At 42.1% G+C, this 24312-nt stretch carries 15 protein-coding genes; 9 read left to right on the top strand and 6 right to left on the bottom strand.

From position 1 onward, the window contains the following. Positions 1 to 23: 23 nt before the first annotated feature. Positions 24 to 1574: a glycoside hydrolase family 43 protein gene (locus tag CLV51_RS21360; protein WP_106530126.1), complete on the top strand. Its 1551-nt coding sequence runs from the start codon at positions 24 to 26 to the stop codon at positions 1572 to 1574. Between the two features lie 120 nt (positions 1575 to 1694). Here the strand turns inward: CLV51_RS21360 and CLV51_RS21355 are convergent, their stop codons facing one another. Beyond that, positions 1695 to 2627 carry a hypothetical protein gene (locus CLV51_RS21355; RefSeq protein WP_146151344.1) on the bottom strand — a complete coding sequence of 311 codons (933 nt, stop codon included), beginning with the start codon at positions 2625 to 2627 and terminating at the stop codon, positions 1695 to 1697. A gap of 454 nt (positions 2628 to 3081) precedes the next feature. Between CLV51_RS21355 and CLV51_RS21350 the strand changes: the two genes are divergently transcribed. The 6 genes from CLV51_RS21350 to CLV51_RS21325 all read left to right on the top strand — a co-directional run bounded on the left by CLV51_RS21350 (position 3082) and on the right by CLV51_RS21325 (position 11717). Continuing rightward, positions 3082 to 4782, top strand: coding sequence for an ABC transporter ATP-binding protein (locus CLV51_RS21350; protein ID WP_158267095.1), 1701 nt, complete (start codon positions 3082 to 3084; stop codon positions 4780 to 4782). A gap of 19 nt (positions 4783 to 4801) precedes the next feature. Beyond that, positions 4802 to 6019 (top strand): glycosyltransferase, encoded by a 1218-nt coding sequence (locus tag CLV51_RS21345; protein WP_106530123.1) that lies wholly within the window; start codon positions 4802 to 4804, stop codon positions 6017 to 6019. Positions 6020 to 6035: 16 nt separating this feature from the next. Then, a complete protein-coding gene (locus CLV51_RS21340; protein ID WP_106530122.1) occupies positions 6036 to 7061 on the top strand; it encodes a UbiA prenyltransferase family protein in 1026 nt (341 codons plus the stop codon). A gap of 27 nt (positions 7062 to 7088) precedes the next feature. After that, the gene (locus tag CLV51_RS21335; protein ID WP_106530121.1) at positions 7089 to 8063 is read left to right on the top strand and encodes a glycosyltransferase family 2 protein; all 975 of its coding nucleotides are present in this window, start codon (positions 7089 to 7091) and stop codon (positions 8061 to 8063) included. 308 nt (positions 8064 to 8371) lie between these two features. Then, entirely contained in the window at positions 8372 to 10636 is a 2265-nt protein-coding gene (gene katG, locus CLV51_RS21330; RefSeq protein ID WP_106530120.1) for a catalase/peroxidase HPI, read from the top strand. A gap of 178 nt (positions 10637 to 10814) precedes the next feature. Continuing rightward, on the top strand, positions 10815 to 11717 hold the full coding sequence (locus tag CLV51_RS21325) for an NmrA family NAD(P)-binding protein (RefSeq protein ID WP_106530119.1): 903 nt from the start codon (positions 10815 to 10817) through the stop codon (positions 11715 to 11717). A gap of 16 nt (positions 11718 to 11733) precedes the next feature. Here CLV51_RS21325 and ppsA read toward each other — a convergent pair whose 3' ends face one another. The 5 genes from ppsA to CLV51_RS21295 all read right to left on the bottom strand — a co-directional run bounded on the left by ppsA (position 11734) and on the right by CLV51_RS21295 (position 21360). Further along, positions 11734 to 14343, bottom strand: coding sequence for a phosphoenolpyruvate synthase (gene ppsA, locus CLV51_RS21320; RefSeq protein WP_106530414.1), 2610 nt, complete (start codon positions 14341 to 14343; stop codon positions 11734 to 11736). A gap of 943 nt (positions 14344 to 15286) precedes the next feature. Continuing rightward, positions 15287 to 16210 carry a hypothetical protein gene (locus tag CLV51_RS21310; RefSeq protein ID WP_106530118.1) on the bottom strand — a complete coding sequence of 308 codons (924 nt, stop codon included), beginning with the start codon at positions 16208 to 16210 and terminating at the stop codon, positions 15287 to 15289. Continuing rightward, on the bottom strand, positions 16179 to 19355 hold the full coding sequence (locus CLV51_RS21305; RefSeq protein ID WP_106530117.1) for a coiled-coil domain-containing protein: 3177 nt from the start codon (positions 19353 to 19355) through the stop codon (positions 16179 to 16181). The genes CLV51_RS21310 and CLV51_RS21305 overlap by 32 nt, the downstream gene beginning before the upstream one ends. Then, positions 19355 to 20020, bottom strand: a complete 666-nt coding sequence (locus CLV51_RS21300) for a condensin complex protein MksE (RefSeq protein ID WP_106530116.1) — start codon at positions 20018 to 20020, stop codon at positions 19355 to 19357. Before CLV51_RS21300 ends, CLV51_RS21305 begins: the two co-directional genes overlap by 1 nt. Continuing rightward, positions 19978 to 21360 (bottom strand): hypothetical protein, encoded by a 1383-nt coding sequence (locus CLV51_RS21295; RefSeq protein ID WP_106530115.1) that lies wholly within the window; start codon positions 21358 to 21360, stop codon positions 19978 to 19980. The genes CLV51_RS21300 and CLV51_RS21295 overlap by 43 nt, the downstream gene beginning before the upstream one ends. A 311-nt stretch (positions 21361 to 21671) precedes the next feature. Here CLV51_RS21295 and CLV51_RS21290 point away from each other — a divergent pair, with 311 nt between their 5' ends. Together CLV51_RS21290 and CLV51_RS21285 are read left to right on the top strand one after the other, a co-directional pair. Further along, a complete protein-coding gene (locus CLV51_RS21290) occupies positions 21672 to 22460 on the top strand; it encodes a helix-turn-helix domain-containing protein (protein ID WP_211302077.1) in 789 nt (262 codons plus the stop codon). Between the two features lie 72 nt (positions 22461 to 22532). Next, a complete protein-coding gene (locus tag CLV51_RS21285; RefSeq protein WP_106530114.1) occupies positions 22533 to 24074 on the top strand; it encodes an FAD-dependent monooxygenase in 1542 nt (513 codons plus the stop codon). The last annotated feature ends 238 nt before the right edge of the window (positions 24075 to 24312 follow it).

Raw genomic sequence — 24312 nt, 5'->3', positions numbered from 1 at the left:
CGGAAAACAAAATACAGTGATCAATGAAAAGAATGTTAGCATTATCTGCACTTTTACTGTGCTTCACCACTACCTTCTCACAAACTAGCAAAAGCTGGACGCCCGATTTGGGCAACGGACATTTTACCAATCCGCTCATGTGGGGCGACTGGCCGGACCCGGACATTATCCGGGTGGATGATAAATTCTATTTTATTTCCACCAGCATGCATTATGTGCCGGGTTGCCCCATTGCCGTTTCCCGCGATTTGGTAAACTGGGAAATGAACGGTTATGCCGTATCGCGGTATGATGAAGATCCCCGTTATGATATGAAAGGGGGAGATATGTACCTCAGCGGCTCCTGGGCGGCCACGATCCGCTACCACGACAGCACCTTTTACGTAGGCTTCTGCACGCCTAAGATGGAAGGAAAGGAAGGGCATTTTTCCATCTGTACCGCTAAAAAAATAAACGGACCATGGACAAGAACGATCTTCAACGAATACCTGTATGATCCGGGGCTCTTTTTTGATGATAATGGTAAAGTATATGTTGCACACGGGCAACAAACCCTTTATATCACTGAGTTAAACAGTGATGCGAAGTCCGTAAAAGTTCCGCAGCGCAAGATTTACGACAATCCCGGTTTCCCTTATCTCGAAGGATCGCACCTGTACAAAGTCAATAATAAATACTACCTGCTCGGCTCCACCGGCGGCACGGCAGGTCGGGAGGTTTGTTTGCGTTCAGACAGTATTTACGGGCCGTATGAATCGAAAGTGGTGATACAGGATGACCATACCTATCCGGGCAATGGCTTACACCAGGGCGGTATGGTGCAGTTGAAAGATGGTTCCTGGTGGTTTATAATTATGCAGGACCGCGGACCTATAGGGCGTGTGCCTAACCTGGAACCGGTTACCTGGGTAGATGGCTGGCCCATGCCGGGCAAAAACGGGATGGGGGTGGATACGTTCCAAAAACCTGTGGTTGGAGTAACCTGCCCGATTACCGTTCCTGCCAGCTCCGATGAATTCAATTCTGCGGAGTTGGCATTGCAATGGCAATGGAACCATAATCCTGATAATAGCAAATGGTCGCTGACTGAACGTCCGGGTTATCTTCGTTTAAAAGCGGGAAAAGCTTCAAAATTGCTGTATGCCATCAACACTTTAAGTCAGCGGGTCGAAGGCCCTTATTCTGAAGGAACCGTGGAAATGGATATCAGCGGGATGAAAGATGGTGATATAGCCGGTTTGGGCATATTTCAGATTCCCTATGCTTATGTGGCCGTTCAGCAAACCAACGGAAGAAAAAAAATTATAATGGCTAACAATGACAGCACTGTAGCGATTGTTAATTTAAAGGGCAATAATAAGATCTGGTTTAAATCCTATGTCAGGGAGAAGGGCTTTGTTGCCACTTTTGCCTACAGTACCAATGGCAAGCACTTTATTCCTATCGGAAACGAATTAAAAATGGGTCTGGGACTGGATTGGACAGCCAACCGGTTTGCATTGTTTAATTTCAATACCAGCTTATCAACGCCTGCTGCAGGCGGATGTGTAGATATCAACTGGTTCCGGCGATAATTTATTATAAATGTAAAAGGGCGCCTCAACAATGAAGAGGCGCCCTCCTTAAATTAATTATTGTCACAACAACACCAATCTCATACCACTGTTACTTTTTCTAAAACTATCCAATTCTTATCAATTTGTATGAGAGCAATCAAGTTTATACCGGGCAATTGCTTCCACACAGAATGCGGTAGTCAACTCTTCCGAGCCCCAGCCATATGCTATTGTGGGATTTATGTAAAAAAACAGCCAACGGGGCCATTCGCCGTGCTTTCCCTGGTGTTTGATAAGAAAGCTGATTGCCTGATGCAGCTCTTTGGATTTACATCCAAAATTGATTAAAGTGGTAACACCGAGGGCCGTATAGAAAATCGATTTGCCTAATTGCCCGTCGGCTGAAGCTGTAGCAAGAATTCTCTCTATAATTGGGGAAACCACAGGCTGAAGCTTTTTCACCCCACGATTGTAAGCCCTGGATATGAGGTAGTAAATTGCAAAGGGATTACGGTACCATTCATCACAGTCGTCTTCCTCGTTGCTGGCAATGACGCGGATAACTTCATTGATAACCGGAGCCACTTCCGGAATATCTCCCAGATAAGACAAGACACTTGCATTGACACCTAAATCGATGTGACCAGCGTTCCTTATCATGAATAAAAAATAAGCAACAGGCGTCCGTAATCCCCGGAGGGATAAACGCCAAAGCGTTCTATTGGTATGCAGTTTAGGGTGAAGAACAAACCACGTGTAAAACAAGCCGTTGCGGGCCCGGTTATCCAATAACAACTGTTTATTGTTTCGTTCTGGTATTTGTACTCCCCTTTCCAGCAGGAAATTACTCGCAAAAGATAAGCTGTCTCCATCATAAGGAAGAATCCTTCGCATTGGATGGACAGTTGAAAAAAAGTTCCATACCCCACCGCCAACCATCTGGTAGCGGAGATAATCAGTAACCCTGGAAAGTATTGGTTCAGCAGCAGTTGTTTTGGACAGCGGCAATAAGCAGGAGCCTATTACCGAGGTAATAAACACCGTACTATCGACAGTGCACGGGCCCTGCATAGGATCATCCGGGGAAATATAACAGCAAAACTCTCCGTTTGGATATTGGTGTTGGGATAAGTAGTCTAATCCCCGATTGATTGCCGCTTCAGTAGCATCAGGATGGACGATTTCATCAGGCTGTAAAAAAAAATTCGAATTAACGTCACTCTTTGAACTATTCACTGGAATTTATGTTAAATGATCAATATGTTCGGGGATATAGATCAAAATTAAAACTTACTTTGCTCGCGGCTTAGGGCTTTCTTTCCTGATAGGATGAGTTCATACTAAATTAATTTCACTTTCACTTATTGTATTTTAAATAACATTTAATTTACTTTACACGACACGTAAGTGCTTAGCAAACTGTCGTCCCTAACTATCAATGATCAATTTAAAATTCAAAGTAAAGAATTTATACCAGAATCTACATTTAAAAAAAACATTACAGCTTATTTGGCAAATTTCACCGATGCAGGCAACAGTATCTTTACTCTTTCTGCTGCTCGAGAATATATGCTGGATAGGTACTATGTACACATTAAAGTTATTAATCGATAGACTGGTAAATCGTCCTGCTGTAAATAATGCCGCCGGTATTACGTCTGCTATTTTACTGGCTGGCTGTGTTGCGATCCTGTATGGGTGTGTTAAAAGCATATCTGCTTTTCTTAATGAAAAACAATCAGCAGCCGTCAATAATTATATAGATAAACAGATTCATCAGCATACAATTAGCCTGGATTATGGCTGCTATGAAGATCCCGCTTACTTTGATGTTTTAAAAAGAGCCAGAGAAGGGGGAATTGACAGGCCTTACGCGGTTGTATTAAGTCTGCATGAAATAGGCAAAAACATTACTATGCTTGGTTCTATGGGATACATTTTAATTTCCATAGACTGGATATTGCTTCCGTTGCTGTGCCTTTTTGTTGCACCTCTTCTGGTGGTAAGGCTTAATTTTTCTGAAAAGCTTTATTTGTGGCAAAGAAAGCATACGGGGATGGATCGCGAAGCATCCTACCTAAGCACGCTGATAACGGGAGATTCATCTGCCAAAGAAATAAGATCTTTTTCCCTGGGTCAGCACCTGTTAAATAAATATTGTGGGATCAAAGGAACATTGCTGGAACATCAGGTAGAACATAGCAGGCAAAGGACAATAGTTGAACTTATTTCCACTGTTGTAACAACAGTGGCCTTTTTTGCAGTCACAGCCTATATTATTTTCGGAATAATGAACGGCAAAACCAGTGTTGGCGACATTGCTGTTTTTCTGGTTGTTTTTCCACAATCCTTTTCTGTCATGCAGGGGCTTGCAGGTGGCATTTCACGTTTATATCAAAACAACCGGTATCTCTCAGATGTCTTTGCCCTTTTTGATCTGAAGCCAGTGATAGAATCTTCCGTTTTCACCGGCTTCAAAGAGGGAAAGGAGTCGAACGATTTCGTCGTAGAAAATCTATATTTTAAATATCCCCATGCCTCAGACTATGTTTTAGAAAATATTCATTTAAGTATCCCCGCTGGCCAGATCATCGGGCTCGTAGGCTTGAATGGTGCAGGCAAGTCTACCTTAATAAAATTGCTTTGCAGGTTATATGATCCGGTGGAAGGAATGATCCGCATTGGAGACAAAGATATCCGTGAATTGAATATAAATGAATATCGCAGTAAGATCAGTGTGGTGTTCCAGGATTTTGTCAAATACAACCTGACCGCAAATGAAAATATCCGGTTGGGAAACATCCATGCACCCACCAATACAGCTGAGATAAAAAAAGCTGCTGAAGATGCAGGTGCAGCAAATTACATCAATAATTTCCCTGATCAATACGATACTATCCTTGGACGAATTTTTGAGAATGGTCATGAAATAAGCGTTGGACAATGGCAAAAGCTGGCTATCGCACGTGCATTCTACGGCAAGTCCCAACTGATTATCCTGGATGAAGCTACAAGCTCCCTTGATGCCATTGCCGAACATGAATTGTTTGTAAATATCAAACAAAAACTGGGTGGCCGTTCAGCATTAGTGATCAGCCACAGGTTATCAACAATTCAACAAGCAGATCTGATATATGTGATGGGAGACAAAAAAATTATCGAATACGGAACACATGAAATACTCCTTCAAAATAACGGGACTTACGCTGCATTGTATAAATCATAAATAATAAATAAATCTACTGATGGCAGAAGCCAATAAACAACTTGCCATTATTGCGAGCTGCCAGGAAGACTGGGGAGGCAGCGAGGAACTTTGGGCTCGCGCTATACCACACCTTCAATCGGCAGGATACAGCATCACCGTTTTAAAACGTAACTTAAATAAGCGACATAAACAATTTGTCAACCTTGCCAGGCAAGGGGTGTTGCTGGAAGAATTACTACCCGGGCTCAGGATATCAAACAATGCTAAAATGTCTGCTGATCTGAGTAAGGCAATAACTATTTCTTTCGGATTACTTAATAAAGTTTTCAGGCGGGTCCTTGGAAGCGTTAAACAGGACAATACCCTGTATTTTAACGGCGACTATCGGGTTAGAAAAAAGCTTCAAAAGATACAGCCACAATTTGTAATTGTATCCCAGGGTATAAATTTTGATGGGCTTGAACTAGCCAATAGCTGTTCACAGCTTGGGATACCTTACGTGCTCATAGCCCAAAAGGCAGTGGATTTCTATTGGCCCTCTCATATTAACAGAGCTGCATTGCGGGATGTTTACCTCAAAGCCTCCTGGTCTTATTTCGTATCGAATCATAACAGACAGTTGACTGAAGAGCAGTTTGGTACACGCTTTCCAAAGTCAGAAATTATCTATAATACGGTGAAGGTTGCAAGGCAGATCATACCAATGCCCGGCACGGAAGAAGGATTTCGACTTGCCTGCATAGGCCGCTATTTCCTGCTGGACAAAGGACAGGATATATTGATCAGAATAATGGCGCAGCCAAAGTGGAGAACAAGACCAGTAACAATTTCGTTTATTGGTTCAGGTGTAGATAAAGAAGGTCTAATGGAAATGGTGGAATTGCTGGGCGTGGAAAATGTGCAGTTCCTCGATTACGTCGAGGATATTACAGGGCTGTGGCAAAATCATCATGCATTGATTTTGCCTTCCCGTTCCGAAGGATTGCCACTGGTATTACTCGAAGCTATGGCCTGCGGGCGAACCGCCATTGTATCAGCGGCAGGTGGCAACCAGGAGGTTATTACTGACGGGGTAAGCGGTTTTGTTGGCCACGCTAACGAAGATGATTTTGATAAGGCAATGGAACGCGCATGGGACGCACGTGAGGAGTGGGAAGTGATGGGAAAACGCGCATATACTTTTATTGAAGAAAAAGTACCCCTGCAACCAGAAAAACAATTTACCGATTCGCTTTTAAGCAGGATGAAGGGATAAACCTGTAAGCTGGTATATGAGAAAGATTTTAGCTGTTGTCAGAGCAAACGATTGGTGGGAGTATAAACTTCCGCCGATGCTTGCCATTGCATATATGATAATACAAAACAGCCAATACACTTTTTTCAATTTACTGCCATTAATGATGATTTCGCTAGGTGCTATCATCCTGTGTGCCATTTATGTTAGTTTGCTGAACGATGCTACAGATGTTGCGGAAGATGCCAAAGCCGGTAAAAAAAACGGGATGGCCGCTTACAGTACCGGTCACCAAATAATATTGGTATTATTACCTTTGGTTGGTGGGCTTTGTATCATTGCCGGCTTTCTGGATTTTTTTTCCTACGCAAATTTGTTTTACCTCGCTGCCTATATTTCTTTTACCTTATATTCCTTACCTCCTTTCCGTCTGAAAAAAAGGGGGATTGCGGGCATTGCAGCAGATGCCCTGGGTTCACAAGTGTTTCCTACATTCTTTCTTGCCATCTGTTTTTATCAATGGACAAATCAGGAAATAAGGGTGTTGCCATTTGTTTTCCTGGGAACCTGGCTTTTCTGTTTCGGGCTGCGGGGGATTCTTTGGCACCAGCTGGCAGACAAAGAAAATGATAAAATTAGCGGGCTGGTCACCTTAGTTCAAAAAATGAGTGAAGTGCAACTGTCACGATTGAGTACCGTTATCATCATCGTGGAAATGATTGCTTTTGCGGCTTACATCTCACTCAACGCTTTGTTTTTAATTATCCCCGGATTAATTCTGTACTTTATCTACAATTGGCTGTTACTAAAACAATACCATGTTAAACAAATACTAATAAATCCGAAACCCCAACAATACCGGATTTTTTTGTTTGAGTACTACCAGGTTTTTCTTCCCTTGTCGGTATTGATTATATGTATATATAAAAGCCCTGTAAACGTAACAGGCTTATGCTTCCACTGTTTTTTATTTCAGACAAACATATGGAGAATCCTCAGGGATATTAAACAATTATTGCGGCAAACTATCACAGGTATTCGTTTAAAGGCAAATAATCATTAACTAAAAAATCATCCTTTACTGAAAATTATGAGCTCAGTTTCGCAACCTCTTGTTTCAATTATTATTCCTACTTACAACCGGGAGCATATACTTTCAGGTGCAATTGAAAGCGCTATTAAACAAACCTACCCTAATAAGCAGATCATTGTTGTTGATGATGGTTCTGTTGACAAGACCCGTGAGCTTGTTGCACGATATCCCCAGGTGGAATATGTTTTCCAGACAAATGGAAGGCAAGGCAAGGCGCGTAATACAGGCCTTTGCCATGCCAGGGGCTTATATGTAGCTTCTTTGGATTCCGACGATACCTGGAACGCTGATTTCCTGGAGCGATGTATTGAAAAACTTGAGCATGAAAATATCGGTTTCGCTTTTGCAAATTGGTTACAGGTTGTTAATGATGAAAAAAGTTTCGACTTCTTTGCACAAACGAAAACGTTAAGTAAATATATTAGTTCGTTCAATAAAACCTGGATATTATTAGAGAATGCAGAATTACGAAAGATCTATCTCGATACATGCCCTTCCCCCTCTTCTTCTTTTGTATTCAGAAGGGAGTGCATGTTTGGAAACTGGAATGAACAACTCAATATCGCAGACGACTGGTGCCTGTTACTGGACATGATTTTGTTAAAGGGATGTAACGCAGCATTTACGACGGAAAAGCTATGGACAAAACGAACTGATGGTCAAAATATATATGACGGAAGAAATCCCATTGAACTGATAGAGCATTTAGGTATCAGGGACAATACCGCAATTTTAGAACGGTATAAACACAACCTGAAAAAATCAGAAATCGCAATTTTTAATAAAAGAATTTCCCGCAACATTTATGAATTTTATCTGCATAAATTATTAAAGCGCAAAAATACAACCAGGGATAATACCTTGTTAAAGCAAGCATTGCGTTCAAACCCTTTTTTGACCGGAGATGTATTCCTGAGAATCATCTATCGCATGATAAGAAAGGTTTCAAAAAAGATAGCAAACAATCAATAAGAAGGAGAAGAATGTATCATCGCGTATCATATCATTACGCATCATACTGTAGGAATCCGCCCCCATCCTTTTAAAAAAAAGTGAACCCCGTAATGAATCAGGATAGGGCATGTACTTGCCAGAAGCCCCCTTATCTATTTTGCCATCAGCGGATATAAAATAGTCTGGATTGACAATATCATAATAGATTTTATCTATTGAAGTATAGAAATTAATTGATTGTGATTATTAATCCAATACCATAACTTTATAATCCTGCACAAATACAGGTGCAAGCATATGTCATTCCATACCCTAAACTAATAAAAATGGAAAAAGAGTTAAACGACATCAGTAAATGCCCGTTTCATAATGGCAGTATGAAGCACAATGTTGGCGGTGGCGGCACCAGGAATCATGACTGGTGGCCCAACCAGTTAAAGCTAAGTATCCTGCGTCAGCATTCGTCCTTATCAAACCCGATGGGTGAAGATGCTAACTATGCCGAAGCTTTTAAAAGCCTCGACCTGGAAGCAGTGAAAAAAGACCTGCATGCACTCATGACCGACTCACAGGACTGGTGGCCCGCAGACTTCGGGCATTATGGCCCCTTGTTCATTCGCATGGCATGGCATAGTGCAGGTACTTATCGTGTGGGTGATGGCCGTGGTGGAGCAGGCGCAGGACAGCAACGTTTTGCTCCGCTTAATAGCTGGCCCGATAACGTGAGCCTCGATAAAGCACGCAGGCTGCTTTGGCCTATCAAACAAAAATATGGCCGCAAAATTTCATGGGCAGATTTGATGATCCTTACCGGTAATGTAGCACTGGAGTCGATGGGTTTTAAAACATTTGGCTTTGGCGGTGGACGTGAAGATGTATGGGAACCGGATGAAGCAGTGTATTGGGGCTCCGAAACTACCTGGCTCGGTGGCGACCTGCGTTATGCTAATGGTTCCCCGGACATGGAAGAGGGTCATGGCGTACTTGTATCGAACGACGATGCGAATGCCCGCAACCTGGAAAAACCGCTTGCTGCAGTGCAAATGGGGCTGATCTACGTGAATCCCGAAGGCCCTGATGGTAATCCAGACCCTATTGCTGCCGCTAAAGACATCCGTGATACTTTTGGCCGCATGGCAATGAACGATGAAGAAACGGTTGCCCTGATAGCAGGCGGTCACAGCTTTGGCAAAACCCATGGCGCTGCTCCTGCTACCCATGTAGACAAAGCACCTGAAGCGGCCGACATGGAAATGCAAGGCCTGGGCTGGAGCAACAGTTATGCTTCCGGTAAAGGTGCAGACACTATTACAAGCGGGCTTGAAGTAATATGGACGAAAACGCCCACCCAATGGAGCAATAATTTCTTAGAAAACCTGTTTGGTTTTGAATGGCAACTTTCTAAAAGTCCGGCTGGTGCGCACCAGTGGGTAGCTAAAGATGCAGCCGGTATTATTCCTGATGCGTATGATGGCTCCAAAAAGCATGTACCAACCATGCTTACTACCGATCTCTCTTTAAGATTTGATCCGGTTTACGAAAAAATATCCAGGCGCTTTTTGGAAAATCCCGATGAACTGGCAGCTGCTTTTGCCCGGGCATGGTTTAAATTAACGCACCGGGATATGGGACCTCGTGCACGTTACCTGGGCACTGATGTGCCGGAAGAAGAACTGCTTTGGCAAGATCCTATTCCTGCGATTGATCATGTATTGATAAATGAAAATGATATTGCAGCCTTAAAGGTAAAAGTATTGGCATCCGGATTGAGCGTATCTGAACTGGTTTCCACAGCATGGGCTTCCGCTTCCACCTTCCGTGGTTCTGACAAACGCGGTGGTGCTAATGGCGCCCGCATTCGTCTGGCTCCTCAAAAATACTGGCGGGTGAACAATCCGGCGCAGTTGCAAAAAGTACTGGATACATTGGAAAGCATTCAGAAAGAATTTAACGGTACGCCATCAAACGGTAAAAAAGTTTCACTGGCAGATTTGATTGTACTGGCCGGTTGCGCAGGTGTTGAAAAAGCAGCGAAAGATGCAGGACATACGATCACCGTTCCTTTTACACCTGGCCGTATGGATGCTTCGCAGGAACAAACCGATGTTGAATCAATCGGCTACCTGGAGCCCATTGCTGACGGTTTCCGCAATTACCGCAAATCAAAATTCCCCGCATCTACCGAAGAGTTGCTGATAGATAAGGCTCAGTTGCTCACACTTACAGCACCTGAGTTAACGGTATTGGTAGGTGGTATGCGCGTATTGAACACTAATTTTGATGGTTCCGGACATGGTGTTTTCACACCACGCCCAGGCCTGCTTACCAACGATTTCTTTGTAAACCTGCTCGACGTGAGCACTGTATGGAAAGCAGTATCAGCGGACAAAGAACTTTATGAAGGCAGCGACCGTGCCACCGGTAAAATAAAATGGACAGGCACCCGCACAGATCTTGTGTTTGGCGCTAACTCAGAACTGAGAGCTATTGCAGAAGTATATGGAAGCGCAGATGCTCAGAACAAATTTGTGAAAGACTTTGTAACAGCCTGGAATAAAGTGATGAATTTGGATAGATTTGATTTAGCCTGATTGTAAAATTTAGCGAAGAATATATATAACAGACGAGGTTGTATCAAAAATAAACTAAGGCGCTGAGAATCACTTAAACGACCATGTGTCTCCATCAGGTACCTGAATTAAAAGAGGCTGTATCGTACTTTTGATACAGCCTCTTTTACATAGGCATGGCCGTAAACAAAACAGAAATATGAACATCGTACTTACAGGCTCGTTAGGGCACATTGGAAAACCACTCGCACAAGAGTTGGTGCAAAAAGGGCATTCGGTTACCGTTATCAGCAGCAAAACCGAAAGACAAAAAGACATTGAAGCATTAGGTGCAAAAGCTGCTATCGGCACAATGGAAGACGCTGATTTTCTATCGGCAACTTTCAAAGGGGCAGATGTAGTTTATGTTATGGAAACACTTGGCGCTGTTGGCAGTTTCTTTGACCCAAATACTGACTTCATAGCTGCTATCAGCAGGATCGGCAGTAATTACAAACAAGCTATTCAACAGTCCGGCGTAAAGCGTGTAGTGCATCTAAGCAGCCTTGGCGCTCACATGGACAAAGGAAATGGCATTCTTGCTGTTCATTACAATGTAGAAAATATTTTGAAACAACTGCCCAATGATGTTTCCATTAAATTTATGCGTCCTGTTGGTTTCTATAACAATATGTTTGCGTTTATACGAACCATAAAAACACAAGGCGCAATTGTGCAAAATTATGGAGGCGATGAAAAACAACCCTGGGTTTCGCCTTTAGATATTGCGGCTGCTATTGCCGAAGAAATGGAGAAACCTTTTGAGGGCAGAAAAATTCGCTACATAGCAAGCGATGAAGTTTCGCCAGATGAAGTAGCAAATTTTTTGGGTGAAGCAATCGGAAAACCTGATTTGAAATGGTTGGTAATTCCTGATGAACAATTACTGAATGGTTCGTTGGCAGCAGGAATGAACCCGCAAATTGCCAAAGGTTTTGTGGAAATGCAAGCAAGTATGCGTGATGGTGTGTTGTATGAAGATTATTATCGAAATAAACCAACATTGGGAAAAGTTAAGCTCACTCATTTTGCAAAGGAGTTTGCTGCGGTTTATAATCAATAATATTGCCTTCTCCTGTTTATAGGATTTCTACATACCCTTCTGTTCCATGCACGCGAATTCGTTGCCCATCTTTTATCAGTTTGGTAGCATTTTCTACTCCGACAACTGCCGGTAAGCCATATTCACGTGCGATAACTGCTCCATGGGTCATCAGTCCACCAACTTCGGTGACCAGGCCTTTTATGGATACAAACAATGGTGTCCAGCTAGGGTCAGTAAAGGAGGTAACTAATATATCTCCATCTTCCAGATCAGCATCTTCCATGTTTAAGATGACACGTGCCCGTCCCTCTATAACTCCGGAAGAAACAGCCAGACCTACAATAGCATCCGCCGGGAGGTTTTCCCGTTTATACTCCCCTGCAATGATTTCACCATCAGACGTGATGACGCGTGGGGGAGTTAGTTTTTCATATAATTTGTACTCGTCTTTTCGTTTGGAGATGATCTGGTAATCCAGTTTATTGGTGCCTACGACATCGCGAAATTCTTCAAAAGTGAGATAGTAGATATCTTCTTTTTCACGAATAATGTTGGCTTGTACGAGTTGTTCGGCTTCTTTCAGTAACGCCTGCTTATAAATGAAGTAGCGATTAATGATGCCGTATTTTGGATATTCACGATAACCCACGAAATTCCGGATCAGGTTGATCATTCGTTTTGTCTCCCTGGCTTTTCGTTTACCATCCGGTAGTTGCCTCAATCGATCTAATAGCGCTTGTTCTTTTTTCAACGCTTCCTGTTGCCCTTGCTCAAATTTCCGTTTGCCCGCTTCAGGCGCAAAGTTTTTGATATTACTGAGTATTATGGGGACAAGTGTAGCTGGTTTTTCACTCCAACGGGTTTTCGTAATATCGATTTCTCCGACACATCGCATTCCGTATTTGTTGAGATAAGCATAGATAGCCTCTTGTGTTTCCTGTCCACCATTAAATTGAATCAGTTCATCCAAAAAGTTATCCTCTTTCAGATGTTGTAAATACTCAATTATTGCCGGATAAGGACGAATCACATCTGCAACATCCAATAGCGCCAGACCCATTTCCGAAGTAATATTGTTGGGCGCAGATTGGGAAAGCGTATCTGCTGCGTTTTTTTCACCTAACCACTTCATCATTTTTTTGTTGACCCATGATGAAGCATACAGCGCAACCTTAATCGCTTCCCAACTTTGGGGACTAAACAGTATCTTCTTTAATTGCGGGATATCTTCCAGGATAAAATCAAATAGGTCTGCTCCTGATTTCGTTTGGATGTTTTGTTTTAACGCTGCTATGGATGTTTGATTGCTGTTAATCAAATCGGCAACGATTGCCGGATTGGTTTCGAATGGTGCCAGATAACTCCATGGCAGTACTTTTTCGACGTACCCCGGGCTCTGCGCTGTACTATCCGGTAACGATCTGATAAATCCTTTTCGCCCTACAATGGTCATGAGGGCGTCTTTTATGAGTGGATGGGATTGTCCAACGGTTTCCAGTATCTTTTTTCTGCTGTTTGGTGAAGCGAGGTGAGGTGTGATATCAACAAACAACCTTCCGCCAGCTTTATACATAGGTCCGGAAGTCGTTAGCTGGAAAAATGACAATCCAAATGGTTTCATGGCATCGGTCATCATTTGGTTATGACCAACAGATATATAAACGTGATTTTCTTCATCATTCGCTTCAGGTATCGGGTATAAAGTAGTGATGGGCCTACTCTGGACAATATAAAATGTATCATCCACCAAACACCATTCTATATCTTGCGGGCATCCGAAATGTTCTTCGATCTTTCTGCCTGTACGCTCAAGCTGTAAAATCTGCTCGTCCGTCAGCGCTTGTCTATTCTGCCTCTCCGGCTCAATCGTTTGTTCTTTCGTACCGCCATCTTTTAAAGCATAAATAGCCAGTTTCTTGGCGGATATCTTCTTATCGATCACCTTGCCGTTACACACTTTATAGATATCAGCATTCACCAGGCCGGAGACAATAGCTTCACCAAGTCCGAAGCCGGCATCAATGGATAACACTTTCCTGTTAGAGGTGACGGGATCGGCAGTAAACAAAATTCCTGCCACCTGCGGGAAGACCATCTGCTGAACAACCACAGACAGGTGGACTTTACGGTGATCGAAGCCGATTTGAAGGCGGTAAATTACTGCTCTCTCTGTAAACAGCGATGCCCAGCACTTGCTGATATGTTGTAGGATTGCCTTTTTTCCAATAATGTTCAAATACGTATCCTGCTGGCCTGCAAAAGAGGACGTCGGTAAATCCTCTGCAGTTGCGCTGGATCGTACTGCATAGGCATTTTTTTCATCAAACCAGGAGAGGAAGCGGGTGATCTCTTCATTCATGTCTTGAGGAATGGCTATCCCTTCGATGACCCTGCGAATCTCACCGCTAAGTTCACTGATTTTATCCCGGTCTTCCACCTTCAGCAGCGATAACTGGTCCAATAATTCGTTAATCGACGGCGTTTCGGCAATGATTCTTTTAAAAGCTTCCGTAGAAATACAAAACCCATCCGGTACGTGGATTCCTTCAATCCTGGTAAGTTCTCCCAGGTTCGCGCCTTTCCCCCCGACAACATTGAGTTTTGTTTTGTCAATGTGCTGAAACCCAAATACAAATGAACTCATACTTATAATATTAGCCATATTTTTTTATTGCAGGGTCTACGTTTAATACTATTTCTTCTTTTGCTTCCATAATTAAAGTATGCTTTGAGATGTGAATACTTTAATAAAAACCAGCACTGAGCAGTCAAAAATATCTAATAGCTCCGTGTAAAAAAATCATTTTGCACTATATTTTTTTTGTACAATAATTGCTGTGATCATTACGTTTTCCATGCAAATAGTTACAAGCAACAGGAAATGCACTAAATAGCAAAAGCCGCTCTGGGAGCGACTTTTTTTAACCCGATATAAACCCTCTACACAAACAACAAGTCCTCTTCAACACGACTCTCCACGGGGGTCTGTTCTGAAAAGGCGTCAGAGAGCAGGATGAGGGATACGCCCTGCTGTTTCCACCAGTCGTCTTTTTACAGGTCTTCAAAGCTGATGATGCTGGTAACTTTCAAAATAGACGCATTGCGTATTTTGTATATCAGCACCAAGCGACTATTTTGTTGATAACAAATTCAGTGAATAATTAAAAAACTAATTCAATCAAGCGGCGTTCTTTTACATCTTTTCTTTGGCCGCTTATGTGGAAAGAAAAGAAGTTCCCTGAAAGAACAAACGGGATAACGAATTATGCATGAAAATAGCAAGCCTTTATGTACGGGTTAGTACGGACAAACAGGCCGATAAGGGCTATTCGCAACGTGACCAGGAGGAACGTTTGCGGGAATACTGCGAAATAAACAATATCCGGTAAGAAAAGTGATCTTAGAAGATCATTCAGCTAAGACGTCAGGATTACGGCTATCGGGATAGCGCCGGACTTACACTGGCTTCCCTATTAACCATTACAGTACGTTGCTGTATATGAACCCGATAACAATTCAAATGTATGAGGAGTAATTTTATCCAACGGATTTTACTTTCAACAGGTGTGGATAAATCCCATAGGGGGTTATATAGATAGTAGGTTGACGGTCATATTGACCAAGCTATTAGACTCCTCAGTAATCCAGGCATTTTTTTGAATAAGTTTATGCAGCAATTGTTTGCCAGTAACAGACAATTCCAAATCAGCTACGGTTCGACTACTAAGCTGCCATTTACTATTATGATCACTAGCTACAATTCCTTTTGGTTCCCCATCTGGAATTAATAACTGTGTATTCGGGAGCAAACGTTTAACCATAGGATAAATAATAAACATGCCATCATAATCCCAATCACAGGAATAATAAACGGGCAAACCACGGGTATCTGCAAATTCCAGCTTATTCACATTTTTCCCCCCTGCATACCATAATTCAATTCCTAATAGACGGGGTTTAACGGGTTTCATCAGGAAATCCAGGTTCTCGCAAAGCACAATAATACGAGGATTATGACATTCCAATTTGTAGATGTATTGCTGGTCTTTCTCGTTTGCAAAGGTCTCTACGTTTAAAATATTTTTTAATGCTTTTACAAGTGCCTCCTTATTATCAAGGTACTTTTCATCCCTGAAAAACATTTCAGAAATACCACGGAGTGATTCATCTGCGGCTATTATCTGAGCTCGTAATGACTCCAAATCGCCGGCCTCATACAACTGAGCCACATTCATCAGAATTTTAATATCCTTCTCCTCTATTCTCAACTGAGGCTTCAGCAGATCATACCTCTCAAGGAATGCATGATAGAACAAAAATTTGACTTTATAATCCTTTTCATATAGGTATCCAAACTTGGGTAAAGCAAAGATCTTGCTGCCAGCTATTTTCAATGCTTTTCTAGATCTGCTTAAATAAAAGATCTCAGGATCAGCATTCAATGTTGCATTTAGCGTCAATGTTAATCCATTGTACAGGTTATTCAAAGCTTTTAGCACCAGCCAATTCATTCCTTTGTCGTTTTAGGTATATCGAAAGGCTCTCATTCCCTAATGGGGTCTTAAAAAAAGATGAAGAAGGAAAGTAATTTATATTTTTATCGCTTATTCCTTTTATCAAATGATGAGCATACCAGTGATCAGAAAATCCAATGTTAAAACTATGAGGAGCCATCGTAATAATTTGATATTGGAATTCCTCCGCAATGGCTGGAAAGGTATTGAAATTGGTATTATCCAGACTTCCTAATTCTTCCAGTATAAGAAAACGTAATCCCTTCCTTTGTTCCTTCTGGGAGAGTGATAGGCGTGCTATACCCAATAATGCAATTGCGGAATAAGTTTCTCCTGTACTGCCCGGCACTTCAACCCCGAACTCATCTGTCAGGCGGGCGGATAATTCAAAGTAGGTTTTGGGATTCAATAAATCTTCGAATGGTATCCGCGTTTTAAGATTAAGTTTGTTGTTGAACGAGTTTTCAATAAATGATACTATGGATTCAGTAACACCAAGTGCACCTTTCATAAGCGCTATTCTCATTTCAACTGCTATGTCTTTTACATGTTCAATACTAATAACTTTATTTTCTTCAAAGTCTACCTTAAAATAAAAGTGTCCGCTAATCTTTCTATCCACAAAAAAGCTATTAATCCGTTGAATTTGGCTCTTATACAAATCATACCTGGTAACAGTTAAATTGAATACCTTCAGCATTTCGTCACTAACTCCATCCGCCATACTACTCCTTGATGCATTGGCTTCTTTTAGCGCCTCTACGATATCATCTGTTGCCTTCACCCTGTTTCCCAGCAATGCCCTTTCCAGCACAGCAAAAGAAAGAGACAAACTTGTGATCTCCATCTGTACATCAGCATTTTTTCCATCTTTGGTTTCCTGAAAATGCGCGGAGGTAGTGATATAGTGGCGTTTATATGCTTCCTGAGCGTTCTTGTAATCACTCGAGAGGTGTTGTAAATCATCACATGCCCCCTCAGTGATCTGTGGTTCCTCCTCAAACAGATTTGCATAAACACGGATATAATTCTCAAGATCTGACCGGTTTTCAGAGAGCTTTTCTGTAGTATCCTGCATATCTTTTGAAATTTGCAGTAGTGCCAGCTCAGCAGTCTTTACATCCGCTTTATATTGGACCTCTGTCTTCCCACACAAATTATTTCTATTGTTCCACTTCTCACGTTTCTTAACCAGTTGTTGGCGGATATCCTCCATAGTGGCTCCTGAAACATCCAACTCTTGCTTCAGAGAAATTATTTTTTGTTGAAGACTATTACATTTTCCCATCAATCCTCTTTCAATTGCAGGCATTTTCTTTATGTAGAAAAGTGCCTTGTGGATCGCCTTTACCACAGTAGATTCTATTATCTGTACATCAATGTTCTCAGGCACAAGTTCCTTATCTATTTCACCGCCATCCTGCACACATCTGATTGCCTCCAATTTGCTTTCTAAAATACTGAGGTCACTTTCCAAACGTTTTCTCAGGAGGCCGATGGATACATCAGTAGCATCTGCATTTTTAATCAACACCGCATCCTCTGTAAATGGAACATATTCCCTCAAGGCACCGAGCTTCAGCCATCCCCCTTTTTTTGACGGAATAAATTCAAAATCATCAATAAAGGAATCCATATCCAGATACTGCCTGTTGCCGGTGTCTTCATCTGGTTGAGATACAGGTAATACGGCAAAATGCAATATTGCCTGTATTTGTTCCGCAGATAAGTTCTTGCCCTGCTTCAAAAACCAACTAATAACGGATGAGTCATTTTTACCTGCCAATAATTCCAATAGTTTATTCACTGTTTTTTTCTTCTCCACCACTTCATTCTTAAGCGCCTCCAGGCTCTCCTGCTGACTAGTCCGCTGATAGAGTAGGTGTTCCATACTCTCGTATCTACTAAAAAATGGCATCTTGTGTTTAATATCCCTGCATACCTCCGACACTGATGGAATTGTATCTTCCTGTTCGATTACAAAATTTGACCATCCTTCAGTTAGCGGTGGTAGTTCAAAGGCTTGTAAGACATCCAGTTGCTCATTTACATCGTTCAATTCATTCATCAAGTTCCGACTACTCTCCAACTGTTCCTCCTGATCCTTTATTTTATGAAGCGTTTTATCAATGATGCCCTTTGCATTGGCTATTAGCAAAAGTCGGTTATGCTTAATATCCTTCCTTTTTTGCTCCTTCTGGTCATCTATTTCTAATTGACGAATTTGATTCGCCAGGTGTTTAGCTGTTTGACCCAAAACATTAACAGTGGCGCCAAGGTATCGTCTGTTCTTTTCCTGGTACTCTTTAAATAATGCTGTGGATTCTTGCAGGTATTTCTGTTTCTCAGACAGTATTGATATATCCTCATCCAATTGTCTATAGTCGTCAAGAAACTTTTCAAATTTATTCTTATTACTTTCAAACTGGTTCTTGATATCACTGTCTGTTTCCTCAAAAAGAAACTCTTTCAAATTCTTTGAAACATTCTCCCCTCCAAGATTCAGGGTTTTCACTTTGGAAAATGATTGGATTACTTTAGCATAAGCCCTTAGACTTTTATCCTGACTTAAATCCAGCGGTAGTATTTCCTTTTGATACAAGGCCTTGTAATAGCGGTTTATTTCCTCTTTCGTCCTAAATATATTTAGCTTCAACTCAAAGTTTTCTGAAATATGATCCGATAGTTCGTCAAGGCCGGTTATCACGTTTTCTACAATAAAGTCTGTAGCATATAACAATTTTTCTTTAGTAAAGAAGACATCATCGGATCGTTGTTCAAAATCTGCCTCACGAGTGATTAAAAAGGGCGTCAATACTTTTCCGTGCTGACTATTAATTTGTACCCCAAGGGTTAAAAACAGCCCTTGTTTAGCCTCAATATTAATAAATGCATATGCGTATCTTGATTTGTAAGGAAGTGTTCTTATCTCCCGCTTCTCCTTATTCACACCATCCGTTCCAAACCGGATCAGATTGGGATCAAAAATAAAGATCAGTTGTAGCAAATCGGCCAGCACTGATTTCCCAACACCATTGGGGCCTATGATATCCGTTCGCTTATTGTGAAAATGATAGTCATGAATATAGTGCTTGATTATTCCAACTGTAGATAAGGAATAAATGTAGGGATACATCATCATTAAACCGGTTTGTAAAGTTCACAGAATTTATCAAAATCATTCAGCTCCAACTCATACAGCTTGGCGAGGCGGAATAAGGCCGGGCGCAACTCATATGCCCATTCTTTTCCTTCAACCTCTACCTGTTCCAACCATCCTAATGTTACAAACCTTTTAAAAACTCGTTCAAAGGTACTCTTCACCATATTCCATTCTTTTTCATCATAAGAATCTCTGACTGAACTGAATAGGAGAGTCTGATAAGATTCCTGATGCTCACTCTCCAATATTTTGTGCATCAAATCCTCCCAAACGACAATTTTTACTTTATCGAAATATCTCAGATAATAGATATCTATTAACATCAAGCCATAAATAGTCTCCCGCGACGACAGGAATCCTGCTGACTTTTTATCCACTAAATTGCTACGTACACCCGGAATAGGGTTTAGATAATAACAGGGAGTGCCGTCAAAAACGTCATGGACAAATTCGAGCTTATACAGATGTTTGAAAAAATCCCTGAAACCTGCTTCCTCATCTCTAAGCAATGTAAAAAACGCATAGTACTTTTCATCAATATGCTTACCTGATAAGAGCAAATCTGATAGTTCATGGAAACAAGCCTCCACTTTGCCCGAACTCAGGAATTCATATGATTTTTCCTCTGCAAGATAGTTCGCCATAAGTATATATTTTCATCACTTTTTATCTCTGTCAAATGGTAATCAACGTTAATTAACAGGTTCGGATTCTCTGACACACTCCCAATCAGTGTACTCATCACAGCATAAGCAACCGACAAATCTGCCTCTTGCTGAAATACCTGATTCATTACATCCTCTGCTTTCAGCTGCTTACCAAGAACCAATTCATCCACAAAATGCCGGGTCCATTTATTAATTGTTTCCTGCCTTTCCACTTCCTGCCTGATCCTTTTTCTTTCCTCATCTTCATATGCTTGATTCGGACTCACTTCTATGATTGTATCAGGAGGACGCTTTATCAGTTGATGTATTTTAATATCCGGCAATGGGCGATACTGGCTATAAAAATATTTCACGGGCAGATCAATGGAAAGCACATCATCTTCCTTGCTGTATTGACTAAACTGAAGCAAAAATGATTGTAATTTACTTAGCTGAATTTTATAGCTAGCCCTGGCTGAAATGGTCTCTTTCAATTCATTCAACTTATCATTCGCATGATAAATGCGTTGACGAATCATCCTTAATTTATCATCCACCTCCTTGAAAAAATCGGCAATATCTGTCAGAATAAGCTGAGCCTTTTCCCAATCGGATTTACGATTGACCAGAAGTGCATGATCGTATGGAGATGTAGTTTCCATTAAGGAATAGAAATCATCTTTCTTAAACTTTAAATCCGACAAAAACTTATCCTTGCTGAAAATGGCTCTATTTATGTCTTCTGCCTTTTCACCAAATGTTTTGAATACTCTTGCAAACTCCTGAACCAATTTCGTTGCTGTGGCCTGATCATTATCCAAAATATGATTCAGATCTTCATAGGCATCTCTGAGTTCATCCTCAAGTGATTCAATTTTTTGAAGCACAATTCCTTTTGGTCCCATGATAAAAATGCGGCCAAACTTCCTTTCCAACTCTTCACCTGAGTTGATTTCTCCATGTCTTAATGTAAATGCTTCCTGAAAACTCTTTTGTAACAGGTGGTCCTTATAGGGATTCTCCAACTTGGCTCTCATTAGTTCTACAATGCCTTTTGCATGATCTGTCAGGTAATACTTCCATGGTTCACCAGGTACGTTTCGTACATAATAATTAAATAATACATCACGGATTTTGCTCCATTGCGGTTCCGACTTAAATTCATGCTTACGGTCCAGATATATTTCATGCAGTACTTCTTCTATGTCTGACAGACTAAAACAATAATCCAGCTCTTTAGATTCAATCTTTTCATATAGCGCAATCACAAGATATCCGCCACGTTCTTTTCGAGGGAGCAACAAATCATAGTTGTCGTATATTTCCTTGCTTCTCATTGCATAGAGCCTTTATCGGATAACAAACCTTTTTCAAGGGATAATCCTTGCAAAAAAAAGAATAAATCAATAACAGACAGTTAATCATATGTTAATCCGATCATGATAAGAATATAAATCAAGCATCATTTAAGTTGTAATCTATCATTCGTTGGTCCATTTCTAAGTTACTAGGATTATACCTCAAGCTTTTGATCTAACCACATCTCAGCTCCAAAGGACAATTCATGAAATAGCGGTTGAATACCATACTTTCTGGAGATATTCATTACTTTTGAAACTGCGCTATCAACCATATCATATCTTTCAAAATGCAGCATCAAGAATTTGAACCTCCTGAAGAGCTACGGGATACCATAAAATGCTTTTGGTACAACAGAAGAGATGTCGGAGAACTACAATCGAGTTTTGAGGTACTACCTGATGGCTACGCTGAAATTATTTTTCATTTCGGAGGTGCCTGTAGCATTTCTTACAATGGAGGCTTGCAGCCATTGCCATCACCGTTTATGATGGAGCTGCTCAATCAGCCTGTTATTTTTCACACGAAAAACTGTTTAGAAATCATTGGTATCAGATGCTATCCCTGGACCGTGTTCGATTTGCTCGAACTGCCGACCGGTAAAGACGGAGTGCGCATATTTGAGCATCCTATCGCCCAGCTTCAATACGCGTTAAATAAGTGGGTTCATGCTGGTAGGATAGATGAAGCGCTGGCTCAGGTAAAACAGTATTTCCTGAATGCCCGGTCGCGGATTGCTATTGACAATATGCTATTCAAAGCGGGAGTTGCTATGAGTGCAGCAAACGGCTCCATGCCGGTAAGCCAGGTAGCGGCGGCGGCTCATGCAACGGTTCGTACATTGGAAAGGAAGTTCAAGCAATCTTCTGGCTATACTGTTAAAGACGTGTCCGGTCTGATGCGCTTTGAGCAGGTGCGAAACCAATTATGGCTTTATCCAAATTCCAACATTGCCGGCTTGGCTCATGAGCTGGGCTATACGGATCAATCCCACCTAAGCAAGGAATTCAAGCGCTACAGCGGTACTACGCCAGCGGCATTCGCGCGAAAAATAAAGAGAGAGAGAAACAGGCTGTAAGCAACGATTTTGTCGCGTTTATACAAGCCTAATGCAAAAGCATTTCAGAATTTTGTGCTTCAATCATGCTATATGAAAGCTACACTTGAAAGCAAGAAATCTGCACAAAATCATTCTATACACGATGTAATCATTTCCGGCGCAGGGCCTGTAGGTCTATTCCTCGCCTGTGAACTGGCCTTAGCCAAATGTTCAGTTCTGATGCTGGAAAAGGCGGAAAATCCGCACACGCCATTGAAGCAAATTCCTTTCGGGATACGAGGACTCTCGGCGCCTACTATTGAAGCACTTTACCGCCGTGGGTTGCTAAATGAACTTGAGATATATAAACATCTTAAAAATCCACACTCAAACGCTGTACAAGGACCACGCCGTCAGGCAGGACACTTCGCCGGCATTCCATTCCATGACGGCGATATTGACACTTCCCAGTGGAGGTATCGCCTGCCAAGTTCGACCGATACCAGTTTAATTTCCGAAATGAAGGAGCTTGAAACTGTGCTGGCCTGCCGCACAGCATCCCTGGGCGTAGCCATCAAGCGCGGGCTTGCGATTACTGACTTTCATCAAACCGGGGACGGGGTAACTGTTCAGGCAGGTGGCCAATCTTATCAAAGTAAATGGCTCGTGGGTTGCGATGGAAGCCGTAGTATTGTTCGCAAGGCAGGTGGTTTTGAATTCGCCGGTACGGAGCCGGAATTTACCGGCTACTCCGCTAAAGTGGACATCACCAACCCGGAGAAGCTCAGCCCGGGCAGAAACGTGACATCAAGAGGCATGTACCTCCAATCGCAGCCAGGCTACCTGGCGATCCAGGATTTTGATAGCGGGGCATTTCATCATTCAGGAAAGCCAATCACGCTTGAACACGTTCAGGAGGTGTTACGCCGCATCTCGAACACCGACGTGACTATCGGCGCCCTGCATTTCGCAACCACCTGGACTGACCGCGCACGGCAGGCCACCACCTACCGCAACGGACGGGTACTTTTAGCCGGCGATGCCGCGCACATTCACTCGCCTCTGGGAGGCCAGGGACTTAACCTTGGGCTGGGCGATGCCATGAACCTGGGCTGGAAGCTCGCCGCAACCATCCAAAAGAAAGCGCCGGAAGGTTTGTTGGACAGTTATCATACTGAACGACACCCAATTGGTGTACAGGTCCTGGATTGGTCACGCGCCCAGGTTGCAATCATGAGACCAGACCCACATGCCCGCGCGTTGAATGCAATTGTCCGCGACCTTATGAATACGCACGATGGTGCCACCTATATTGCAGGAAGGGTGTGGGGCGTTTTCACACACTACAATCCCGGTGGCGACCACCCTTTAGTAGGCCACAGTGTTCCCAACTTTGAGTTCGAAGACGGTGCAAGAATTGGCGAGTTAATGCACGATGGCCAAGGAATACTGCTGGACTTCGATATGAATGCTTCACTTAAAACTTTAGCGAGTGAATATGGCGATCAAATGAAGTATGTTTCGGGCCGGGCGAAAGAACAATTAGGCTTGAGCGCTGTACTGATACGCCCTGATGGGTTTATCGCCTGGGCTTCTGACAGCGAACCTAATGAACAATCAATCAGACAAGCGGTTGCTCTTTGGTTTGCTTGATAGCCACTATCCAAAAGGCTTTCAGCAAACTTGAAATCAATCATATCCATAATCCCTATGTGAGATACTGAGTTTTTTAGAATGTTCATCTTATTACCAATTACCAATCCTAAAAAAGACAAAGTAGACGATGGTAAATTAGCTATTAAAATAGGTGCATCAAGAAATCAACCGCCGGCACACAAACAACAAAGCCCACACTCCATGTGCGGGCTTTGAAATCAGCGCCAGGCATTTC

The organism is Chitinophaga niastensis, from assembly GCF_003014755.1.
In the GTDB taxonomy this organism is placed as follows: domain Bacteria; phylum Bacteroidota; class Bacteroidia; order Chitinophagales; family Chitinophagaceae; genus Chitinophaga; species Chitinophaga niastensis.
This window is presented reverse-complemented; position numbering and strand designations above follow the sequence as displayed.